The organism is Urinicoccus massiliensis, from assembly GCF_900120405.1.
Taxonomy (GTDB): domain Bacteria; phylum Bacillota; class Clostridia; order Tissierellales; family Peptoniphilaceae; genus Urinicoccus; species Urinicoccus massiliensis.
The window spans coordinates 118,365-138,205 of record NZ_LT635493.1; the positions used below are offsets into that span (position 1 = coordinate 118,365).

Genomic DNA, 19,841 nt, shown 5'->3' on the forward strand with positions numbered 1-19,841 from the left:
AAAAGGTATGTCAACTATTGAAGCTCATTTGACATACCACGAAATTTTCTAAACTCCTTGTAACCAAAGAATTTTCTGCTATTTTTTTGACTGTTTCCTGTCGATTTGTACCCCCCTGTTAGATACGGGGGGTTAGGTGCTGGCGTGGCTATCGCCACACCAGCCAGCAAGATCAGTCCACACCTGCGACTTTCGCTTCGCACGTCGCCTGCGTGGACTGTCTGCTGTTGGTTAGTTTTTTTATTTCCTCCAAAAAGTCATGACCTTTTGGTACTAAGGGAGTGTAAAATTCTGATATGACACTTGTTCCCACATCAACATAGCCACGACCTTTGATTTGTTTTAAGAAGAAATCTTTTTGTACATCACTGCCAAACATCATGCCATAGCCCATTTCAGACATTCTTCCAAGTGCCACTCTGAAATTAAACTGGTCACGGATTCCGTCGCCTAAATATTTTGCGTCTGGACGTTGACAAGCCAGTATTAAAAAGAAGCCAGCTTGACGACCTAACATGACAATCTGTTTGAGCTTGTTTAAGACTGCGGTATTTTCTTTATTTCCCAGCATTTCCATGAAAGCCACGTATTCATCAAAGATAAGAAAGTTTGCAGGAAGTCCTAAGTAGGCATAGTTCTCGCCAGTCTTATAGTTTTCCATCTCTTTCATAGCTTCACTTCGTGCCATCATTTCATCATAGAAACGGTCAATGCAGGAGAGCATATCTTCTTTTCTGTAGTAGACATTCCCCATCACAGAGCCTAAGTCGGCAAGGTCGGCGTTCTTTGGGTCAAGAATATAGAGCTTAGAATCTGTATAAAGCAAGGCTTCAATCAGTGTCAGTATAAAGTAAGTTTTACCGCCACCTGTACCACCAGCTATGAGCATGTGAGGGAGCTTGTCATATTCCCACCATACGTTTTCCATCAAGCGTAGTTTGCCATCTTTGGCTTGGACTTCATCAATAGAAATACGACTGGCGATGGTGTCATAGAGCAGGGTATATTCCACATAAGAATCTTTTAACTCTTTATCCGTCAGCTCACAGTACAATCCGCTTTCTAATTTCTTTTCCAAGTGTAGGAGCTGGTCTTGATATTTTCCTAGCGTGATTTCCACTCGCATCTGTATTAAACCATCTTTAAGGCGATAAAATATTTTGGGAAAGTAGGTTATCTTTTCCTTAGTACGACTGGACGAATCTTTGAAGAAGCCATCTGTTTTGACCTGTTCCGATTCATACCACTTGTTTTCAAGTACCATCTTAGCCAGCTTTTGACGGTGGTACAGTTGTTTTACTGTATCATATCTATATCTTTTGAATAGAAATGCCACCAGCAAGCAGACAAGAATTGCGACACTAACACTAATAACTAAATAGGGAATGTGAATCTTGTCTACTTGTGATAGGTTAAAGTCCTGCCAGTTAATCTGCTGGATTGTCTTCACATGAAACAGTCCGATAACCAGCAGGAAAATTGGCAGTAAGGACGCTACTGTAAAATGAAAGACTAAATCCTTGTCACTTGGGCGAATCCTTTTACCACGAATGCCAAACTGTTTCATGCGGGATTTCCTCCTTTCTCTCTAGTGGAAGTAGCATGACTATTTATCCGTGGCTGGCTCTTTTTTAGGTTGTGGCTGATTTTTAAAGGTACTGGAATCTTTCGTCAATACAATATCGTCTGCCTTGATATACCAGTCAACATCTGCCCCTCGGAAGGTAGCGGTAGCGACGGTATCTGCAACTGGATTGATGATTTCCACTTTTGCGTTATAGTCAAACTCTTTCAAAGGAACACTGGCAGGAATACTCACTTGAATCATACGTCCTTGCCCTTTGGATTTTAAATCATAGGTACGTTCTTTGATTTCATCTGAAACCGTACCGTCGTCATTTTGGATTCGTACTTCACGACGGAGTGCTGAAAACTTTAATTCTCCAAATGTAGCGTCTTTATCTAATACAATGCCATTAGGTAATCTCATCATTTTTCCTCTCTTTCTTTATTCTTTTATCATGTCGTCCGCATGTAAAAGGTAATTTGTGAATCCACGAGTACCAATTTTATAGCCCTCTGCGGTAATACGTGGATTGACTAACATTACACGTTCCTCAAAGCCGAAATGTTTTTCTCCAGCTTCAGCAGGAAGCACCACCACAATATCATCTGCTCTTTGAACGTCAGAATAGAGGTTGTAGCTTCGAGATAAGACAGTTAATTGTCCGTTGATTCTTCGCTGTTCTACTTTATCCTCGCCAGCAAATTCTAAATTGCCAAATGTTTTTTCCATGTTGGGAATCACAAATTTAAGTTCCATATTTTTACCTATCCTTTCTTTTTATTGTTTGATAAATCTTGTTTGTTTGATGGTCTTAAAGGGAGGGGAGCGACCTTTTGATTCTTGATTTTCTGTTTTCATAAGTTCACTTCCTTTCAAATATTGGGTAAAAAAATAGACACCTCATTTTTTGAAGTGTCTACCTATTAAATATTCAATTTTATTGGAAGTATCTTTGTATCTTCACTTTTCAAGGATAAATCGTCGTATCAAAGCTCATTCATAAGTAGTAAATTAGTAGTAAATTGAGTGGTTTTGACCTTGATAAAGTGTGATAAGTCCAGTGTTTATGCGGATAATTAGATTTTTATACTGTTTTTGTATATAAAAAAGACATAGGCTATAGATAAACTCTAAGCTCATGTCTTACTAAATTTAAAGAAAAAATGCAACATATAAACCAGCTAGTAAATTAGACACTGTATGTATGATAAAACTTGGAATAATTGATCCCTCTGATAACTTCTCGTTGATATATCCCATAGCATAGGCTATACACCCTGTAACAAAAATAATTAAAAGAGATTTTAATACACCTACAATAGGAAAAAACATCACTCCGTGAACCAGTCCAAACAATATTGATTGTATAAGATTTCCATTATTAAATCCTATTTTACTAACTAGCCTTTTAAGTGCAAATCCCCTAAACAAAATCTCCTCAGGTAAAGCAGTGTTAAGGGCTGCATAAATTATAATAGGCAAAATAGCCTTGAATCTAAGTCCCGCAAACTCGCTAGTTGCATTATTAACTCCACTTAGACTATTTAGAAGAATTATGCCTATTATTAGATAGATAATGGTTACTATAAATATTGATAATATCAAAGTCTTGTCTACCCTTTTAATTCTTTTAAGCCCTATCCATTCTGTAAATTTCTGATTTTTTCTAACTTTAAAATACCAATAAACAAATGGTATAAGTGAAAATAAAACGATTTGAATTAAACTACTAATAAGTTTGTTAATTGCTAAACTCATAATCCCTCCTTGATATAATATAAAAATACATTTATATTATGCCCATATATACATATTTAAAACTTGAGAAATGTAAAATATTTTTCATAACACCCTTTTAATATCTCAGCTAACGGATCTTTAGGCAATGGCCTAGAATATGGCAGCCTTACGTAGCTTTAGTTATATCATAATCTGTTAATTTATCCCTAAAATATTCAGTTCCTTCCTCTCCTAGATATACTTCTATATGATTTTTTGACGAAGCAAATTGAATAATATTTTTACCCTTCCAATATGTGGGTATACTCGAAAAAGTTTCTGTACTTTCTCATCAGGTATTTTCATGAGTATTCCACCCCTGCAGTCCTCGCTTTTTATTTCGAGCAATGCAAACACATCATTGAGAGTCTTATAATTTTTTATCTTTTTTTTCTTGATATCAACACTACCGTCTCGACATTATCTTTATTGTCCAAACCAAAGTCAATCTCATTATCTATAAGCGGAAGCTTGAAAACAACCGATTTTATCCAAGTGTCCTTTTCTGTTTTTTCGTCATAAATTTGAATTTCTTCTATCATTTCGTTAAGTAATCTCTTCTTGTCGATATCTGAAAGAACTGTATAAAGGCTATTAAAATTTACAAGAATCTTATAAATATTATCCGAGGTTATTTTTTCTTCAAGAATTGCCTCTTTCCTTTTTCTGCTATCATTTAACTGCATTTCTGCATATTCTAACTGGTCATATATAGCATCAAGTCTAAGATTTAAATCGGTGTATTTTCTATCATAATGTTTATCTTCAAAATTTAAAGAATCTATTTGATTAATTAGTGATGCTTTTGTACCTGTTAATTGCCTAATCTTCGCTAAGTGCTTATTAATAACTTCATCAATTTCTTTTGTGTCTATTTGAATATTGATTTTTTCTTCAATTTTTTTGGCAAAAGTAGGATTACTAACTACTTGAGTAATTATTGTTTCAACTTCTTTTTCAATTAATTCAGCTCTAATTTGTTTATTAAAAGTACATTTATGTCCATTCATCATTTGTCTATGTTTACAACCGTAATAGTAATAATCTTTGTAATGCTCTCCTTCTTTGTTTTTATTACGTTTACGGCTTTTGTTTCCATACAAACCAGCACCACAATATGGGCATTTTATTAGATTTGATAAGATATGAACTCTCTCATCTTTTCCTCTATTTATCTTCTCATACTTTTTAGCTTGAGATTTTCTTTTTTCCTGTACTGTATTCCACAACTCATCATCAATTAAAGCTTCATGATTTCCTTGAGCTATAATATAATGATCAGATTTTTCTAATTTAATTTTACCAGTAGTTTTATCTTTAATTGTTTTTCTTCTTCCATATGCAATTTTCCCATTATATACAGGATTATCCAATATTTGTCTTATTAAACTAGCTGAAAAATATGGATTCTTGCCATTTTGTCTTATAGGTTTATTAATACCTAAAGAAACTAAATACTTAGATACTCCATTGGCTCCCATATCTGAATTAGCATATAAATCAAAAATCATCCTTACTGCTTTAGCTTCATCTTCATTAACAACTAATTCTCCATTATCTAATGAATAGCCAATTGGAGCAAAACCACCATTCCATTTTCCTTCTCTTGCCTTTTGTTTCCTTCCTTCCATAGTTTGAGAAAGTATATTTTCACGTTCCATTTCTGCTACTGCCGATAGAATTGTTATAACAAGCTTTCCAGAATCTTTAGAACTATCTAAACTATCATCAACACAAATCAGATTTACATTATGATTTTCCATGACTTGCAATGACTGCAATACATCCGCTGCATTTCTTCCAAATCTAGATAATTTAAAAACCATTACATAATCAACTTTATCTTTTTCAGCTTCTATATCATTAAGCATAGCTATGAATTCATTTCTACCTGAAATAGATGTTCCTGATTTTCCAGCATCTTTATAGGTTTCTATTATTTCTATACCATAAGCTTTTGCATACTGTTTTATTCTTTCTTCCTGAGCATCAAGTGAGTAACCGTCAATTTGCATAGATGTTGACACTCTTGTATATACATACGCCTTTTTATTTTTCATTTTTCCACCTTTAGTTTGGACATATTTTCACGTTATAGTTATACCTATATTTTACATAAATCATAATATAAAAGTCAATACAATAACCTAATCCGATGAATTAATATTATCCTCATTTTTATTTTTTTCTGAACATCTTGGCGGTACTTCCAATTTTTCAAAATCTAACTGATCTGCATACTTTTCTATTAATTCTTGTAAGAGACGTGCCAACCCATCTAATTCATAAGAACAATCTTTTACGCTATTTTTATTATACAAGGTAAATTGCCTCCTAATTTTGATTTCACCTTGTATATGTCAGAAAAAAGTATTGATTCGTGTTTTTCTCCACACAGACTTTTTTATTGAAAATCTTTTAATGCATATATTCAATAGTTAATTGAAGAAAGGAGTAAAAAATGAAAAAAGATAGGAAAATTCCACTATTAAACGAGTTTTATTGCCGCGGAAGGATTGTAGGAAAAGGAGGTTTTAAGGAAAGAAATCCATACTTAACAATCTTTATTAATGGGAAAAGAGAGCCAAATTATATGAAAGTATACTTTGAATCTATAGATATTCATGATTTTAAAATGAATCAAACTGTTTATATTACAGGTTTTGTGAAAAGCCCTGTCATTCCCTATTTATATGAAGGTAGAAAAGAACAGTATTTTCTTGGTGAAAAAATAGTCTTAGAGAACACTTTGTTATCAGAAGCCTTTGAAATAGAAAATATAGGTTTTTCTTTTAAAAACCCATTTTCACGAGTTTTTCTTAGCGGTTCTATCTTAAGCATCAAAGAGTTCAATAATTGGATTACGATTCAAGTGCGAGACTATAGAGAGCAAGTAATTACACTTCAATACTCTAAAAACATGCGTGTAAATGATGTTTCGCTCGAAATAAATGACTTTGTTTTCGTATCGGCAATACTAGTCTCTGCAAGGAAAAATTATGATGAAATTACAGTTGACTATGAGGATTTAATAGTGGATGATTTAGCTGTGAATTAAAAAATAAAAGCTTGAGGTTAGACAATCTCAAGCTTTTATTTTTACTAGATTTAATTATAATTTTTTAGTCACTCTCTTTGGATCTCATACACAAAGCTATGCCAGTTATTAAAGAATTTTTCATTAAACAAATGGGACAACTTTATGAAGTTTTTAAAGCCTATACTCTCTAAATCAAGCTCTATATCAAAACTTCCATAAACTTCTGCATAGCATCTTATGGTTACTATCATATCGCTTAAAAAGTACTGAAGTGACTCACCTTCTCTTTCTAGTAAAATATCTCTGACGCCATCTACACAATAATAGTGTCCTCCAACATCTAGCCACACTTCTTCACTTAAAATAGATTTTTCTACCGACATAATATTCATGACTACACTTTTAAAAACCTTATCCAACAATTCTTCTTTTTCTAATATCATAATAATTTCCTTTCCTAATATATATAGTTACTTCTTACAGTCTTTATATGTCAGAATTAATATCCAATAACAAACTTGTCGTCATTGAAAATTCTTCCTATTATTATAAGAGATTGCTACTTATCTTTTACACTAACTAAAGAGAGTAATACTTTCTTTAAATTCTACTACTTACACCAATCGAATATCTATCCTTTTTCACAATACATATCACTTCTATCCTCATTTAATGAGGTCATGAAATTGACTTTTTATACTATAAACTAAATTTTCAACTTTCTCTTTTTTATTTTTAGAATAATAAAGATACGGCTCCTTGCATAACAGTCTTTTTATATATCCTAAAATGCGCCCTTTGTTTTTATCTTTTAAAAAAACTTCACTAACAATTTCTAACAAATCATCTGAATCAAAAAGTATTTGATAACCTAATTGCCTTTCTTGAATTAGGATATCGCTAATCATTAAGCTTCCCCACTCTTTTCCTCTTCGATCCTTTTCCCTATATTTTTTAACGGCTTTCACAAGAAGGTCTCTACACATTAATTTTTGCTTTTCATATGGCTTAAAAAGATTTTTTTCTAAATATAAGAATAATTTTTGACGAAACACTTCTTCATTTAAATTAAAAAGATTTGTTTCTTCAAAAAAATCTTTAAACTTATCTGTTTTTTTTATTGTATGCTCATATCTATAAATACTCCCATTTAGTATCTCTCCATTTTCATCAACGATGACGATTTCTTTATTTTTATGCTTCTTTTTTGTTTCTTTTAATTTATCATAAAATGTAATTTTATGTCGTTGATTTTGTGCTGTTATTGTTTTGGATTCATAGCCGTCTTTCTCTTTATGGTTTTCAATATCTATGCAAATTTTCATATACGGGATAAATCTAACCAGAGTACGTAATGGGTCTTCAAAATCTTTAGTATTACCTGTCGTTAAATAATTGTAGTTAATTTCACAATAGTTAAAAATGACATTTGATATGTCTATCTCAATTTTATAATCTTCGTATAATATATTTTTAATTTCCACAACCACATCTTTTAATTCTTCTAAAGAAAAATTTTCTATATTTTGTCCTAGAATGTCCGTTGGCGAAAAATCTATTCTTGCATATAAGCCACAATCTATGTTGCAACAATTCTCTCTTCTTATCTCCAATCGCCCAATTCCTCCCCTTTCAATTCGAATGGATTTCAGTTCTTTTCTATAATAACTAAATTTCGTTATTCCATATGAGTTCTGATATAAGCTTATTAAGTGATTAATCTCATACTCGGTAACTCTTACATTCTTAAATTTCACTCTATCAAAGCCAATGCGTTGAAATTTCTCATATCTTACTAAGATGTTTTTTTCTATTTTCATAATTCCCCCATATAAAAGAAAGTTTTTAATCTATCTCTTATATGTCAGAAAATTTAATATTTTTATTTTCTACACAGGATTTCCAATAAATAAAATCTGTTTATACGGTCCATTTATGGACGTATAAACAGATTTAGGGTATTTACCAAGGATAAGTTTTTAAACTCTTTTGTTATTAAGAACCTTTTCTGACAAATTATAAATAGAAGATTGATGGTATGGAGAAAATAAAAAAGATAAGTGATCAAAAATGAGGAAACAAAGAGAGGAAGTCGCAAAATATGAAGTAAGAAAAAAATAAAAAAGATTTATAGAGCAAAAATTTTAAGTATGTAAAAAAATGTATAGTGTAGGAATTCACTTACAAAAGCATTAAATAGCAAGCCAAGCTATCAATCTAAAAATGTGTACTTTAGAGCAAGCCAAGCTCTTTAAAAAATGTGTTTTGTCTTAGATTGGACAACTTAGAAGCTTCTACGGACTCGGTAGTATAAAAAGCTTAGTCTTAACAATTAGAGTAACAAATAAGGCTCTAGAATCGTTTTTAAGAGCTTTAATTTTAAAAAGATAGTTATATATTTGAAAGGAGCATTCTATGTCTTTTAATATCACAAACAAAGCTTTTAACAAAGAATTTGGAATAATAGATGAAGAAAAGAAAAAAACTAAAAAATGGGATAAAAGAAAGCAAAAAAACATTTTAAAAAATCAGATTTATGATAGATTAACAAGAATGTTAAATGATGGTATGAGTACATCAAGAAATGACGATAAAAATGATTTATCAACTACAACAATAAATAAAATTTATAGCGTTACAACTTATAAGACATACAAAAAACAATGTTATAAATTTGCAGAATTTTTGAAAGAAAATTATCCTGAAATAAAGAAAATGCAACAAGTTAAAACAGAACACGTAAATGAATATCTGAAAAACTTAACAAATCAAGACTTATCTGCTTACTCAATTAGCACATCTAAATCAGCTATAGCAAAGGTTTTAAGAACATCATCTACAAACTTTATAGCGACAGCTCCAAGGACAAGAAAATCAATTAAAAGAAGTCGATATGAAGCTAAAAGAGATAAACACATATCAGAAGAGCTAGAAAGAAAATTTTCTAAAATAACAAGCTCTACAGGATTAAGAAAAAAAGAAATGGAAGCTGTAAGAGGGGTTGATTTAAAAGAAATCAACGGAAAATATTATGTAAAAGTTAGACAAGGAAAAGGTGGAAAAAAACGCTTAGCTTTAATCATGGGCAAAGATAAAGAAGAAACAGATGAAATAATAAATATTTTTAAAGAAGCTGGAGAGCTTAAAATAGCACCAAAATTACCTTCTCATTATGACAACCACCACTACAGAGCAGTATACGCCAAGAGAATTTATAATCATTATGCAAGACCAATAGATGAAATACCTGGTGGTTTAATTTCAGAAGGAGGAGAAAGATACATCATGAGAAATGATAGAGCTGGAGAAATATTAGATCGAAAAGCTATGTTAATAACCAGCAAATACTTAGGACATAATCGTATTGATGTAATCGCTCAATCTTATCTGTACTAAAATAAATAGATGTAGATATAAAATCTAGGTTTGGAGAAATTGATTTAAAGCTAGTTATTTTCTTATGATATACAACATCCACTGAATAAATTTTAAAAAATTGAAACTGAAATAAAGATCTTACATCATGAAGTATAAAAATGTAAAAAAACTGAATAAAACCAATTTACAGAGAAGTATTATATCGAACTTTCTATTTATAAAATAGCTACTAATGAAATTTTAGAAATCTATAAAATATTACCAAACATAAAAGAAATATTAATCAGACTCGATAAGTTGCAATAAAAAAGAATACCCTTATGCAAGAGCATTCTTTGAATAAAGAAGAATTTTCTGACCTTTTTCAGTATAGGAAAAACTATGAAAATCACTTATGGGAAGGAAGTGGAGAGATAAAATGCTATAAGCAGATAAACTTATATCTTTTTAAGATTATTTACAAAATTTTACTCTAAGCTTATTATATTACTTAAGGAGATCCTACTAGATGACCTACGAACATTGTTATAGGAAGTAATAAAATCAAAAGGATATTTAATGCCATAAACAACTTATCCTTTTCCTTTACCCCATATACTAAACCTATTAGTCCAATAATTGGCAGAAAAACATTAATGTGAAATTTATAATAATCTTTATGAATTTCATGAGCATCTATATAATTACTTGATTTGATTTTTATTTCACATCCACCATTAAATTTACAAACAACTTCATAAATACCATCACTGGAAAAATTTAATGGATATTCAACATTTTCATCATGATTTATAACTCCAATATATGCCAATTTATCCATTATTATCCACCATAAAATTTACTACTATATCTTTTAAGAGACATTTTAAAAATAAAGAAGGTTAACAAAAACAAAAATGTTCTTGATAGTAGTAGTTTTATATAATCATGTTGTAGTAAACTTAAAACTTTTATAGTCATCGGAAATGTAATATATCCACTATTAACTACTAAAAGTACCATTAATAAAATGTAATAGTTTATATAAGTAAACAAATCCTTTTTTAATAGTAATAAAATAGATAGAACTATATAACTTGCAGATAGAATTTCTAAAATTGTTAATACATTAAACTTAATACTAATTAAATACACTTCACCTGTTATAAAATAATTAATTCCTTGAAAAAAAATTTGTCCCAAAATATAAAATATTAATTCAGTCCCCAAAATAATATAAAATATCTTTCTAATATTCTTTTTCTCGTTAATTGAATATATTACCATATAGTCTTTCTGTATACATATAAACTTTTCATTTATTACATTTAATACAAAAATAGGCACCAAGAATATTAAAAATACTTGATGAGTCAAAAGACGAAATAAGGAGTTACTCTAGCACTTTTATTGTTTTTTATTACTTCCATTGCATATTCTTCTCCATCTAGTTCATCTAATTCTTTAGTTGCTACTGCCATTTTCTCAGTTTAATATAGATCCTTGCCTAGCTTATCAAAATCGCTGAAGTTATTTATAAGGCTATAGCAATGCAAGTTGAAACTTAGGCTTACTAAATCTGCCATTGTATTAGGTTCTTCTGTAAAGGTCGCAGCACAAAACTTTTCTATTTCCCTTGGACTGAACCCATCAAATCTTTTCATTAAATAGTTTAGTTCATCTATATTTACATTTTTATCAGCCAGTATATTTGAAAATCTTTCATCCCTACTGCCTTCTATATAACAGTTTGACCTTGTACTCATTTCTATTCCTAATTCATTGCATACCTCTTGTAGTTTATCTTCCTCCATTGGAATCCATATGGTTTTTCTTTTATCATCATCCCTTGATTTTTTAATAGTTATATTCAATCTTTTTCCTCCATTCTATTTATTAATTAAAAATAACTCTGTCCCGTATCTATTGATTAAGGCAGAGTTAATTATTGATTTAAATATATAGTCATCTATTAATTCCCTATCTGCTAGCTCATTGATTCTTATACACTCCTTTCCAGTTGATAGGGTCTTTGCAGTTTGGTATAAGGCATAGCCATTGGTATCTATATCCCGAAGACATATTTGTTTTAAGCCAAACTTAACATTTAAAATATGATTTTCAGAAACCTTCCATAGATTTTCATCGGCAGTAAGTAAAAATAGGATAGCAATAAATCTTGGGGATATATCATGAATATCTAGATCTTGGTTTCGAAGAAAATTATAGAATCTTTCTTTGTGGTTATGATTTAAAAAGATTTCCCCCTTGAAATTATTTGCTAGACTTTCTAATCTTTCCTTTAAATAATAATTATTTATCTTTCCAAAGCACTCTCTGACTAGATCCTTATATCTACATCTATCCACATTGATTTTGAAGTTTGAACCAATGTGTCCACACTCCTTACAATCATCATCAACATTAATCACACCAATCTTGCAATCTCCATCACCCCCTTGGCAATTAAAATAATTATTGATGATTATTCCATTTCCTCTTGGCTGGAAATTTGGAACCATAACCATCAATTGCTCTATTCCTTCCAAGGATGTACCATACATAAATAATTTTGACATTGTTCCCAATCCTTTCTTTCTATTTTTAAGCATAAAAAAATGACGAAGTTTATTGGTCTTTAGTTGACCTAAACTTCGCCACCATATTCTCGATATTTAATCTTGATTTATATACAAATAGATGTATTAGAATATCAGATATTCTAATACATCTATTTGCTACATTTCAAATTCCTTTAAATATTATTTCTTCATTAATTAGTTGCACATATACCTACTATATCAATAAATTTTGAGTTATCATTGACTATATTAGTTGCTATTATCAGAATAGTCGTCGATAACTATATTTTCGTGCAAATATGCAAATAAGTAAAATGATAGTTATGTTATATCATAATAATTGAAAATAATAGAATGCATTTTTCAATGTAATAAGATTAAGCGTTCTCTTAAAGTTAGAGAACGCTTAATTATTTTTAATTTATTGAAATAATTTGTAACTATTGAAAACAGACAAAAATTGTTCATTGGATAATTTATCAAGATCAGTAACATTCGCATGCTTCAGCACCTGTCTTAATTGATTTTTAGTAAAAAGAACATGATATTCCCTGTTTACCCATTTATAAACGAAAAATCTATACTTTTTGTAGTCCTTCTTTAAAATAAATGGTTTATGCCTTTCAAGTACAATCAATACAGAATCTACATTAGGCTTAGGGTGAAAATATGCTCGTGGCACTTTTTTAAGAATTTTTATATCCATTTCCACCATTAACAGCAAACCTAAAGCTCGTTGGGTATTTTGCAACCTTTTAGCAAATCCCCTCTCTACAATAAGGTAGCTATATTTCGCTTGACTATCAAAAGCAATCTTTTTTACAATATCAGTACTAATATTGTAGGGAATATTACCAAATATTTTATAGTCTGTATTTTTAGGAAAGCTAAACTTCAAAATATCCTCATGAATAACTTTTATATTCTGAAAAGGTTCAACTGCTTTTTTCGTGGCATGACATAAACCTTCATCAATCTCTATAGCATTCACCCGTTGACTCATTTCCACAAGTTCCTTGGTAAAATGTCCTTTTCCTGACCCAATTTCTATTATTTTATCTTGTTTATTGATATTCGTATATTTTAATATTTCCTTTACATGCTTTTTAGATGTAATGAAATTTTGCGTATTTTTCGGGTTTTTCTGTTTCATTATAACCTTCTCCTTGCCGGTTATAATGAACTAATCTTAAGAGCTCATTATAACCAATTATTTTTGGTTTAGTTGATAATGAAATCTCTCAATAACAAATATAGAAAACATACCCATACCTTTACCTCCTTTAATTTTTTTCATTATAAATGAGATAAAGTAATATCTACTACTGCAATACATGTACACATATTTAACTCCTCCTTATGCAACTGATTATATCACTTTTAATTTCTCTATTCAATAAAGTTCTGTGCTAATCTACCTCACCCTATGGATTTTTAATCCCGAAACATCAAATGTCATCTGTCAAATGCCCTATTTAAAAGGGTCAAAAAACGGTATTTTTTAGCCTGTTTTTGACCCGATTTTCGTACTCAAACCACTACATGTTGTGGTTGACTCCTATTATTCCTTGTCCAAACCACAATACGTCATCAGAATTGCTGCTTCAACGTGTGTCGAGTTGCCTTGATAGCTATCAAAACTGCATTCTCAACCCCTAAGGTTATGGGGAACATATCCACGCTCGTAGATGGAAACATATCAAAGATTGGCTCTCGTTTGTAGGAACATATCGACTGTAATTATTTCATTTTCAAGCCTTTATCGATAGCTTCCTGAATAATCTTATGACAACAAACTCCCAACGGATTGTTTTCTTTACAATTAGAATTTTTCATTGCCCCAGTGATGGCATTTACTTCTTTTACGGATTTCGCGCCATGCTTTACAACTGCTTCAATTACCTGATTTTCTGTGACTTCGCTACAATAACAAGCATACTTAGGATCTGCATCTTTCTTAAACCAGATAGGAACTCTAACTTGGTCTTTCAAGAATTTTATTTCATTATCTAAGTTATAGTAAACAACGTCGCAGTCCTCGTTCATGCAAATCTTATATTGATCTCCGTTAACAGCATTACGATAATCATCTACCACTAGATGTTCAACAGTTACTTTACTAACGGAAATCCCTTCATTATTACATACAGGACAATTGTCTTTAATTTGATCCGGCTTTTCTGTTTTGCATCCACAACAACATTCATTATTAATCTTCATATTCTTAGCCTCCATATTTTCATTATAATTTCTTTTTTAAACTAGGTAAAACCAATTTCATATACTTGTCATTTATTAATAGCGTCAAACATTTTAGCTGGTGTTAATTTACTTAGCTCCCTGTTGTCAGCCAACGCACGTGTAGCTTTTTTGTGTATAAACACATCAGCGTCATGTTACCCATTGCTCGGCATTCTTCTAATGAACCCAAATACATGGAATGGCAACCCTTTTTTAGACAATTTATAACCGAACATTATCAAGCTTGAAAGTTTCTTTAGATTATAAAATATATTCTCAGACAATCAAGGGTAAAGGCTTCGCCCAAATTTCATTGAAATTTGCCCTTGACAGTCTGTTCATATATTTTATTTAATTTATGAAACTTCCAGAGCTTTTTATTCTGCTTTTCTATATTCTACTGGTGTTTTATATCCTAAAGATCCATGAATTCTTAGGTTATTATACCAATATACGTATTCTGCTAATTTTAGATTAAGTTCTTGGAAATTAGTAAAGTTCTCCTGATATATGAATTCTGTCTTCATTACTTTATTGACTGCTTCGCTTACTGCGTTATCATATGGGCTTCCTTTTTTACTTAGCGATCTTTTTATCCCAAATACCTTTAATATTTCTTCTATTTTTATATTTTTAAATTCTCTTTCTCTGTCTGTGTGAAATATTTTTATACGATTTAGTGGCTGCCTTATTGAGTAAAATGCTTCTGCTACTAGATTTGCATCTTTGTTTTTACCTGATGAGTATCCTATTATTTCACGGCTGTTTAAGTCTATTATTAAACATATATAATTCCATGTTTTTCCTACTCTTACATATGTTAGGTCGCTTACTATTGCTTCTAAATAGTCTCTATTGTCAAATTATCTATTTAAAAGGTTAGGGATGTCTTCTTCGTTGCATTTGGATCTTATTACTTTATATTGTGCTACTGTATAGTTTGAGACTAGGCCATTTTTCTTCATTATTCGGCCTATTTTTCTTCTCGATATTTTATATTCAATTTTCCCTAGTTCTTTTTTTATTTTGCGTGTTCCATAGTTGTTTCTACTTCTTCTGAATATTTCTTTTATTTCTTCTATTAGTTTTTCATCTTCATCTAATTTCACATCTTTTTCTTTGTTCAAATGATAATAGACTAAACTTCTTGTGACCCCAAGTAGTCTACACATTGCACTAATGCTATATTTATCTCGGTTCGAGATAATGAGGTCTATTTTTTGCCTAACAGTAGTGCAGCTAGCTTTAAAATATCATTCTCCATTTCAACCTGTTTCAATTTTTTACGAAGTCTGATTATCTCTTTTTGTTTCGCATCCACATTATCAAAATGGTTACTCTAAGCAGCACACCAACTATTTATTTTTTGAGTTTTAAACTTTGGTAGAAGTCTTGAACTCTTTATATTTACATAACTATTTGCCTCTATCACTATTATGACACGAAACCCTGCACAATGATCTAAAATTTTCAATTCTAACAAGTCTTTTTCAGTATTTTTAACTTCATAAAAACCTCTTTGGCATTAATGCCTAATTCTTCTTTAGTTGTTAAAATTTTTTATTTTACCATCATCGTTCCCCTGATTTTCAATTAATCTTCTTAGGTTATATAAGAAGTACATATCTTTTTAATCTTAAAGTTTTTAAGTCTTAATTTTAAAATTTTCAATCTTAGATATTATTTAAATCATTCCAAAATGCTCTAAAGCATCTTCGATTGCTTTTTCTTTTTCTTCTGGGCAATTTGGCACTCTTTGATTTTCTTTCTTACTAAAATTATAATTTTCTCTCTCTATTAGACCATGTTTCCTTTTTATTTGTGCAATATATAGGCTTGAAACTTTTAGTCCGTATTTATCTAACACATACTTTTTAATTTCTCCATAAGTTGCGTCTTTTGAAAAGTCAATTTCAGATAATTCATCTTCCCCTATTTCTATATCTAAATGATATTCTATATTTAGTTTGGACAACAGAGCTACCGTCTCCACATGCATTGTCTATGGAAAGATATTTATAAAATAAAGTTGACCTTTACCCACAAAGCAAACCTTTACATTTAGATCCGTTCGAACGGGCCGCAGAAAATGTGAAAACCCCGCCCCGGGAACGACTCCGGGGCGGACTGCTTTATGCCTTAAAATGCTTAAATCCCTTGAAATCAAGGTTTTTCGGCAATGAAAAAGGAAGCATATTATTCTATCAAAATATGCTTCCTTATTTGGTGGAGATGGCGAGAGTCGAACTCGCGTCCGAGAAGTCTTCCTAAAGGCTTTCTCCAAGCTCAGTCCATGGTTGTTTAGGTCACCCGACCGGTCTCATGAACAAAACCGGGCAGGTCTAGTCCCATAAATACCCCCTCTGCTATGGAACCTTACAGAGCTTCGTGTCCCACTAAATGAACGGCTGGTTAACCTGTGGGAAGGCTAAGGGCCGCAGCTGACTTATTTTATGCAGCTAGTGCGAAATTATTTTCGTCGTTTATTGTTTGTGATCCGTTTTACGCCGAGAATCAATGGCGGCTTGCTTACCTGAATTCCAAATCCCCGTCGAAGCCAATTTCATCCCCTTGTTTGGAAAGTTTATTATACACCATCCAAGGAAAACTTGCAATTGACCTAGCGAGCAAATCGTTTCAAGGCCAAAACTTTGTCCAGTCCTCGATAGATCAAGTAGCCTATCAGGGCTCCTAAAAGATTTAAGATGAGATCGTCAATGTCCACGCTCCGGTTGACAAAAAGTTGTAGGACTTCAATAGACAGGGTCGTTCCCAGGATAAGGCCCAAAAAAGACTTAAAGCTCCTAAAACGCTTAAATAAAAGCAAAAGACCAAAGGCATAGGGGATAAAGAGCAGGATATTCCCCCAAAGATTTAAAAAAGATGCCAGGCCCCCTGAATAGCGCTGGAAGTTGAAAATAGTATAAAAGGGCTTTAAGTTAATCCCCTGGCCGGTTTGAATCCGGGCCAGGGCTGTGTTAACCAGCCCCCCTTGTTCCCCACCAACAGCAATCCCCTGGCTTTCCAGGCTGGTACCGGGAGTCAAGACGCTTACCAGGCAGGTCATGACATAGGCGGCAAAAAGATACAGGGCCAACTCTCTTTGAAAGAAGCTCTTTTTTTTAAGGGATCCAAAAACCTGGGTCCGAATCAAGGCAAAGGCAAAAAAGGTCAGGATAAAGGTGGGTAAAAGCCGGGTTAAGATAAAATAAGTCATCGTTTTTCAACCAGGCCCTGGAGTTCGCCTAAGTCTCGAATGGACTCAAACTTATCAAAGCGCCCCTTGTCCCAAAGGTCCTTGGATTCATGGTCATAGACGGCCACAACACGGATTCCCACCCCTTGAGCTGTTTCAAGAGCATAGGGAGCATCGTCTACAAAGAGGATTTCTTCAGGTTCTCTTCCCAATCTTTCTGCCAAGACATGGTAGAAGGCCTCGTCCTTTTTGGCTAAATCCACCATATCACAGGTTTGAACCAGCTTGAAAAAATGGTCCAGGCCTCTTTTTTCCAAAACCTGGCCTAAATAGTCTGACGAGGTTGCCGAAGCCAGGGCCAAATCGTAGCCTTGGTCCCGACAAAAGGCCAGGGTCTCATCTACATAGGGCTTCTTGTCCACATGGTGGAGGTAGTTGTCGATAATGATATGGCCTATATCGTCTAAGAGGTCCTGGGGGCTCTCTTCAAAATGGTAGATTTCATTAAGTTTTTCCATGCCCTTGACAAAACCTGTGGTCACCACCATTTGTTCCAGATCCTCTGTCAAGATGACTCCCTTGCTCTTTAAGTAGTCTCCCATTAAGGAATGCCACATGCCCATGGAATCCATTAGGGTGCCGTCAAAATCAAATACAATTGTCTTTATCATTCCCTATTCCTTTCTTTTCTTCCTTACCTGGGAGTTTCCGTCTTTCCTAGTTCTTAAAGGCTGTAATGGGAGCTGGGATAAAGCCGCCCCGGTTAACCATCTTTTCGCAAGATCCTTGGTGGACTGGTAAAATTGGAGCATAGCCCAAAAGGCCACCAAAGTTTGCCACATCACCCAGGCCCTTACCCACAACGGGAATCAAACGAACTGCTGTGGTCTTGTGGTTTATCATCCCAATAGCTGCTTCATCGGCAATAATTCCTGACAGGGTGGCTGCTGTGGTGTCCCCTGGCAGGGCAATCATATCCAGCCCCACAGAGCAAACTGAAGTCATGGCTTCCAACTTGTCAAAAGTCAGGATTCCATCCTTGGCTGCAGCAATCATTCCCTCATCTTCCGATACGGGGATAAAGGCTCCTGAAAGCCCCCCTACATGAGAAGATGCCATGATACCACCCTTTTTCACTGCATCATTTAACATGGCCAAGGCTGCTGTGGTTCCATGAAAGCCCACAGAGGTCAGACCAATTTCTTCCAAAATCCGGGCCACAGAATCTCCAATGGCGGGAGTCGGCGCCAGAGAAAGGTCAATGCTCCCAAAGGCAATTTCCAAACTCTTGGCCACTTCCATCCCAATTAATTGACCTATCCGGGTCATCTTAAAGGCCGTCTTTTTAATACACTCACTGACCTCTTCAAAGGATTCCCCTTGGACCTTTTCCAGGGCCGACTTGACAACCCCGGGTCCGCTCACTCCCACATGGATGCAGGCATCTCCCAGGCCTGGTCCATGGTAGGCCCCGGCCATAAAGGGATTGTCTTCTACTCCGTTGCAAAAGACCACCAACTTGGCACAGGCAATGGAGTCTTGGTCTTTGGTCTTTTCCGCTGCCTCTTTAATCACTTCCCCCATCTTCTTTACCGCATCCATATTGATGCCTGTTTTAGAAGAAGCCAAATTCACCGAGGAGCAAACCTTGTTGGTTTCTGCCAGGGCTTGGGGAATGGAGTCGATGAAGGTCCGGTCTGTTTGGGTCATGGCCGATTGAACCAGGGCCGAATAGCCCCCAACAAAGTCAATGCCACTTTCTTGGGCCACCCGGTCCAGGGTCTTGGCAAAGTCCACACACTGGTCCTGGTTGCTTTGGGCCACCACAAGACTCATAGGTGTCACGCTAAGGCGTTTGTTGATAATAGAAATCCCATACTTCCGGCTGACCTTTTCTGCATGGTCCACCAGGTGGGCACAATAGCCCATCATCTTGTCATAGATCTTCCCTTGGCTAATTTTGGCATCTCCATCAATGCAATCTAGGAGAGAAATTCCCATGGTTACAGTTCGAATATCCAGCTTTTCTTGGTCCAGCATCCGGATGGTTTCAAGTATATTGGATTGGTTCATGCTTGC

20 protein-coding genes, 1 other RNA gene and 2 pseudogenes are annotated in these 19,841 nt (G+C 33.3%); 3 read left to right on the forward strand and 20 right to left on the reverse strand.

The genetic code is table 11. The features are described from left to right. Window positions 1–172: 172 nt before the first annotated feature. The 6 genes from BQ7400_RS05200 to BQ7400_RS05225 all read right to left on the reverse strand — a co-directional run bounded on the left by BQ7400_RS05200 (window position 173) and on the right by BQ7400_RS05225 (window position 5,667). Entirely contained in the window at window positions 173–1,567 is a 1,395-nt protein-coding gene (locus BQ7400_RS05200; protein WP_002368310.1) for an FtsK/SpoIIIE domain-containing protein, read from the reverse strand. A 39-nt stretch (window positions 1,568–1,606) separates the two neighbouring features. Continuing rightward, on the reverse strand, window positions 1,607–1,990 hold the full coding sequence (locus BQ7400_RS05205) for a YdcP family protein (RefSeq protein ID WP_002368309.1): 384 nt from the start codon (window positions 1,988–1,990) through the stop codon (window positions 1,607–1,609). An 18-nt stretch (window positions 1,991–2,008) separates the two neighbouring features. Further along, a complete protein-coding gene (locus tag BQ7400_RS05210; RefSeq protein WP_000420681.1) occupies window positions 2,009–2,323 on the reverse strand; it encodes a YdcP family protein in 315 nt (104 codons plus the stop codon). A gap of 396 nt (window positions 2,324–2,719) precedes the next feature. Then, the gene (locus tag BQ7400_RS05215) at window positions 2,720–3,325 is read right to left on the reverse strand and encodes a CPBP family intramembrane glutamic endopeptidase (RefSeq protein ID WP_034439148.1); all 606 of its coding nucleotides are present in this window, start codon (window positions 3,323–3,325) and stop codon (window positions 2,720–2,722) included. Between the two features lie 401 nt (window positions 3,326–3,726). Then, window positions 3,727–5,406 (reverse strand): recombinase family protein, encoded by a 1,680-nt coding sequence (locus tag BQ7400_RS05220; RefSeq protein WP_072469711.1) that lies wholly within the window; start codon window positions 5,404–5,406, stop codon window positions 3,727–3,729. An 87-nt stretch (window positions 5,407–5,493) separates the two neighbouring features. Next, window positions 5,494–5,667, reverse strand: a complete 174-nt coding sequence (locus BQ7400_RS05225; RefSeq protein WP_000282420.1) for a hypothetical protein — start codon at window positions 5,665–5,667, stop codon at window positions 5,494–5,496. A gap of 140 nt (window positions 5,668–5,807) precedes the next feature. Here BQ7400_RS05225 and BQ7400_RS05230 point away from each other — a divergent pair, with 140 nt between their 5' ends. Continuing rightward, window positions 5,808–6,404 carry a hypothetical protein gene (locus BQ7400_RS05230; protein WP_000711069.1) on the forward strand — a complete coding sequence of 199 codons (597 nt, stop codon included), beginning with the start codon at window positions 5,808–5,810 and terminating at the stop codon, window positions 6,402–6,404. Between the two features lie 68 nt (window positions 6,405–6,472). On the opposite strand, the gene BQ7400_RS05235 is transcribed toward BQ7400_RS05230, so the two are convergent. Together BQ7400_RS05235 and BQ7400_RS05240 are read right to left on the reverse strand one after the other, a co-directional pair. Further along, window positions 6,473–6,829, reverse strand: a complete 357-nt coding sequence (locus tag BQ7400_RS05235) for a hypothetical protein (protein WP_000599722.1) — start codon at window positions 6,827–6,829, stop codon at window positions 6,473–6,475. 222 nt (window positions 6,830–7,051) lie between these two features. After that, complete coding sequence (locus BQ7400_RS05240) at window positions 7,052–8,206, reverse strand: hypothetical protein (protein ID WP_000687657.1); 1,155 nt, start codon at window positions 8,204–8,206, stop codon at window positions 7,052–7,054. Between the two features lie 595 nt (window positions 8,207–8,801). Between BQ7400_RS05240 and BQ7400_RS05245 the strand changes: the two genes are divergently transcribed. Continuing rightward, entirely contained in the window at window positions 8,802–9,782 is a 981-nt protein-coding gene (locus tag BQ7400_RS05245; protein ID WP_000009490.1) for a site-specific integrase, read from the forward strand. Window positions 9,783–9,944: 162 nt separating this feature from the next. Beyond that, window positions 9,945–10,181, forward strand: a pseudogene (locus BQ7400_RS10815) (hypothetical protein); the annotation flags it as partial. Window positions 10,182–10,254: 73 nt separating this feature from the next. On the opposite strand, the gene BQ7400_RS05255 reads toward BQ7400_RS10815, so the two are convergent. The 12 genes and pseudogenes from BQ7400_RS05255 to BQ7400_RS05315 all read right to left on the reverse strand — a co-directional run bounded on the left by BQ7400_RS05255 (window position 10,255) and on the right by BQ7400_RS05315 (window position 19,835). After that, window positions 10,255–10,584, reverse strand: a complete 330-nt coding sequence (locus tag BQ7400_RS05255; protein WP_000359188.1) for a hypothetical protein — start codon at window positions 10,582–10,584, stop codon at window positions 10,255–10,257. A 649-nt stretch (window positions 10,585–11,233) separates the two neighbouring features. Next, a complete protein-coding gene (locus tag BQ7400_RS05265) occupies window positions 11,234–11,617 on the reverse strand; it encodes a hypothetical protein (protein WP_001027813.1) in 384 nt (127 codons plus the stop codon). Between the two features lie 15 nt (window positions 11,618–11,632). Further along, window positions 11,633–12,355 carry a hypothetical protein gene (locus tag BQ7400_RS05270; RefSeq protein ID WP_008901272.1) on the reverse strand — a complete coding sequence of 241 codons (723 nt, stop codon included), beginning with the start codon at window positions 12,353–12,355 and terminating at the stop codon, window positions 11,633–11,635. A gap of 391 nt (window positions 12,356–12,746) precedes the next feature. Further along, entirely contained in the window at window positions 12,747–13,478 is a 732-nt protein-coding gene (erm(A), locus tag BQ7400_RS05275; protein ID WP_000810833.1) for a 23S rRNA (adenine(2058)-N(6))-methyltransferase Erm(A), read from the reverse strand. A 57-nt stretch (window positions 13,479–13,535) separates the two neighbouring features. Further along, window positions 13,536–13,661, reverse strand: a complete 126-nt coding sequence (locus BQ7400_RS11020; RefSeq protein ID WP_017650677.1) for an erythromycin resistance leader peptide — start codon at window positions 13,659–13,661, stop codon at window positions 13,536–13,538. 404 nt (window positions 13,662–14,065) lie between these two features. After that, on the reverse strand, window positions 14,066–14,545 hold the full coding sequence (locus tag BQ7400_RS05280; RefSeq protein ID WP_000700631.1) for a Csac_0668 family 2Fe-2S cluster-binding (seleno)protein: 480 nt from the start codon (window positions 14,543–14,545) through the stop codon (window positions 14,066–14,068). A 398-nt stretch (window positions 14,546–14,943) separates the two neighbouring features. Further along, window positions 14,944–15,893: pseudogene (locus BQ7400_RS10820) on the reverse strand (IS3 family transposase); the annotation flags it as partial. A 357-nt stretch (window positions 15,894–16,250) separates the two neighbouring features. Next, window positions 16,251–16,541, reverse strand: a complete 291-nt coding sequence (locus BQ7400_RS05295; RefSeq protein ID WP_072469712.1) for an RNA methyltransferase — start codon at window positions 16,539–16,541, stop codon at window positions 16,251–16,253. A gap of 249 nt (window positions 16,542–16,790) precedes the next feature. After that, window positions 16,791–17,137: a transfer-messenger RNA gene (gene ssrA, locus BQ7400_RS05300) on the reverse strand. Between the two features lie 49 nt (window positions 17,138–17,186). Continuing rightward, window positions 17,187–17,783 carry a VanZ family protein gene (locus tag BQ7400_RS05305; protein ID WP_052099398.1) on the reverse strand — a complete coding sequence of 199 codons (597 nt, stop codon included), beginning with the start codon at window positions 17,781–17,783 and terminating at the stop codon, window positions 17,187–17,189. Next, window positions 17,780–18,433 carry an HAD family hydrolase gene (locus BQ7400_RS05310; RefSeq protein ID WP_072469713.1) on the reverse strand — a complete coding sequence of 218 codons (654 nt, stop codon included), beginning with the start codon at window positions 18,431–18,433 and terminating at the stop codon, window positions 17,780–17,782. The genes BQ7400_RS05305 and BQ7400_RS05310 overlap by 4 nt, the downstream gene beginning before the upstream one ends. Before the next feature lie 46 nt (window positions 18,434–18,479). Continuing rightward, window positions 18,480–19,835 carry a PFL family protein gene (locus tag BQ7400_RS05315; RefSeq protein ID WP_034440560.1) on the reverse strand — a complete coding sequence of 452 codons (1,356 nt, stop codon included), beginning with the start codon at window positions 19,833–19,835 and terminating at the stop codon, window positions 18,480–18,482. Between the last annotated feature and the right edge of the window lie 6 nt (window positions 19,836–19,841).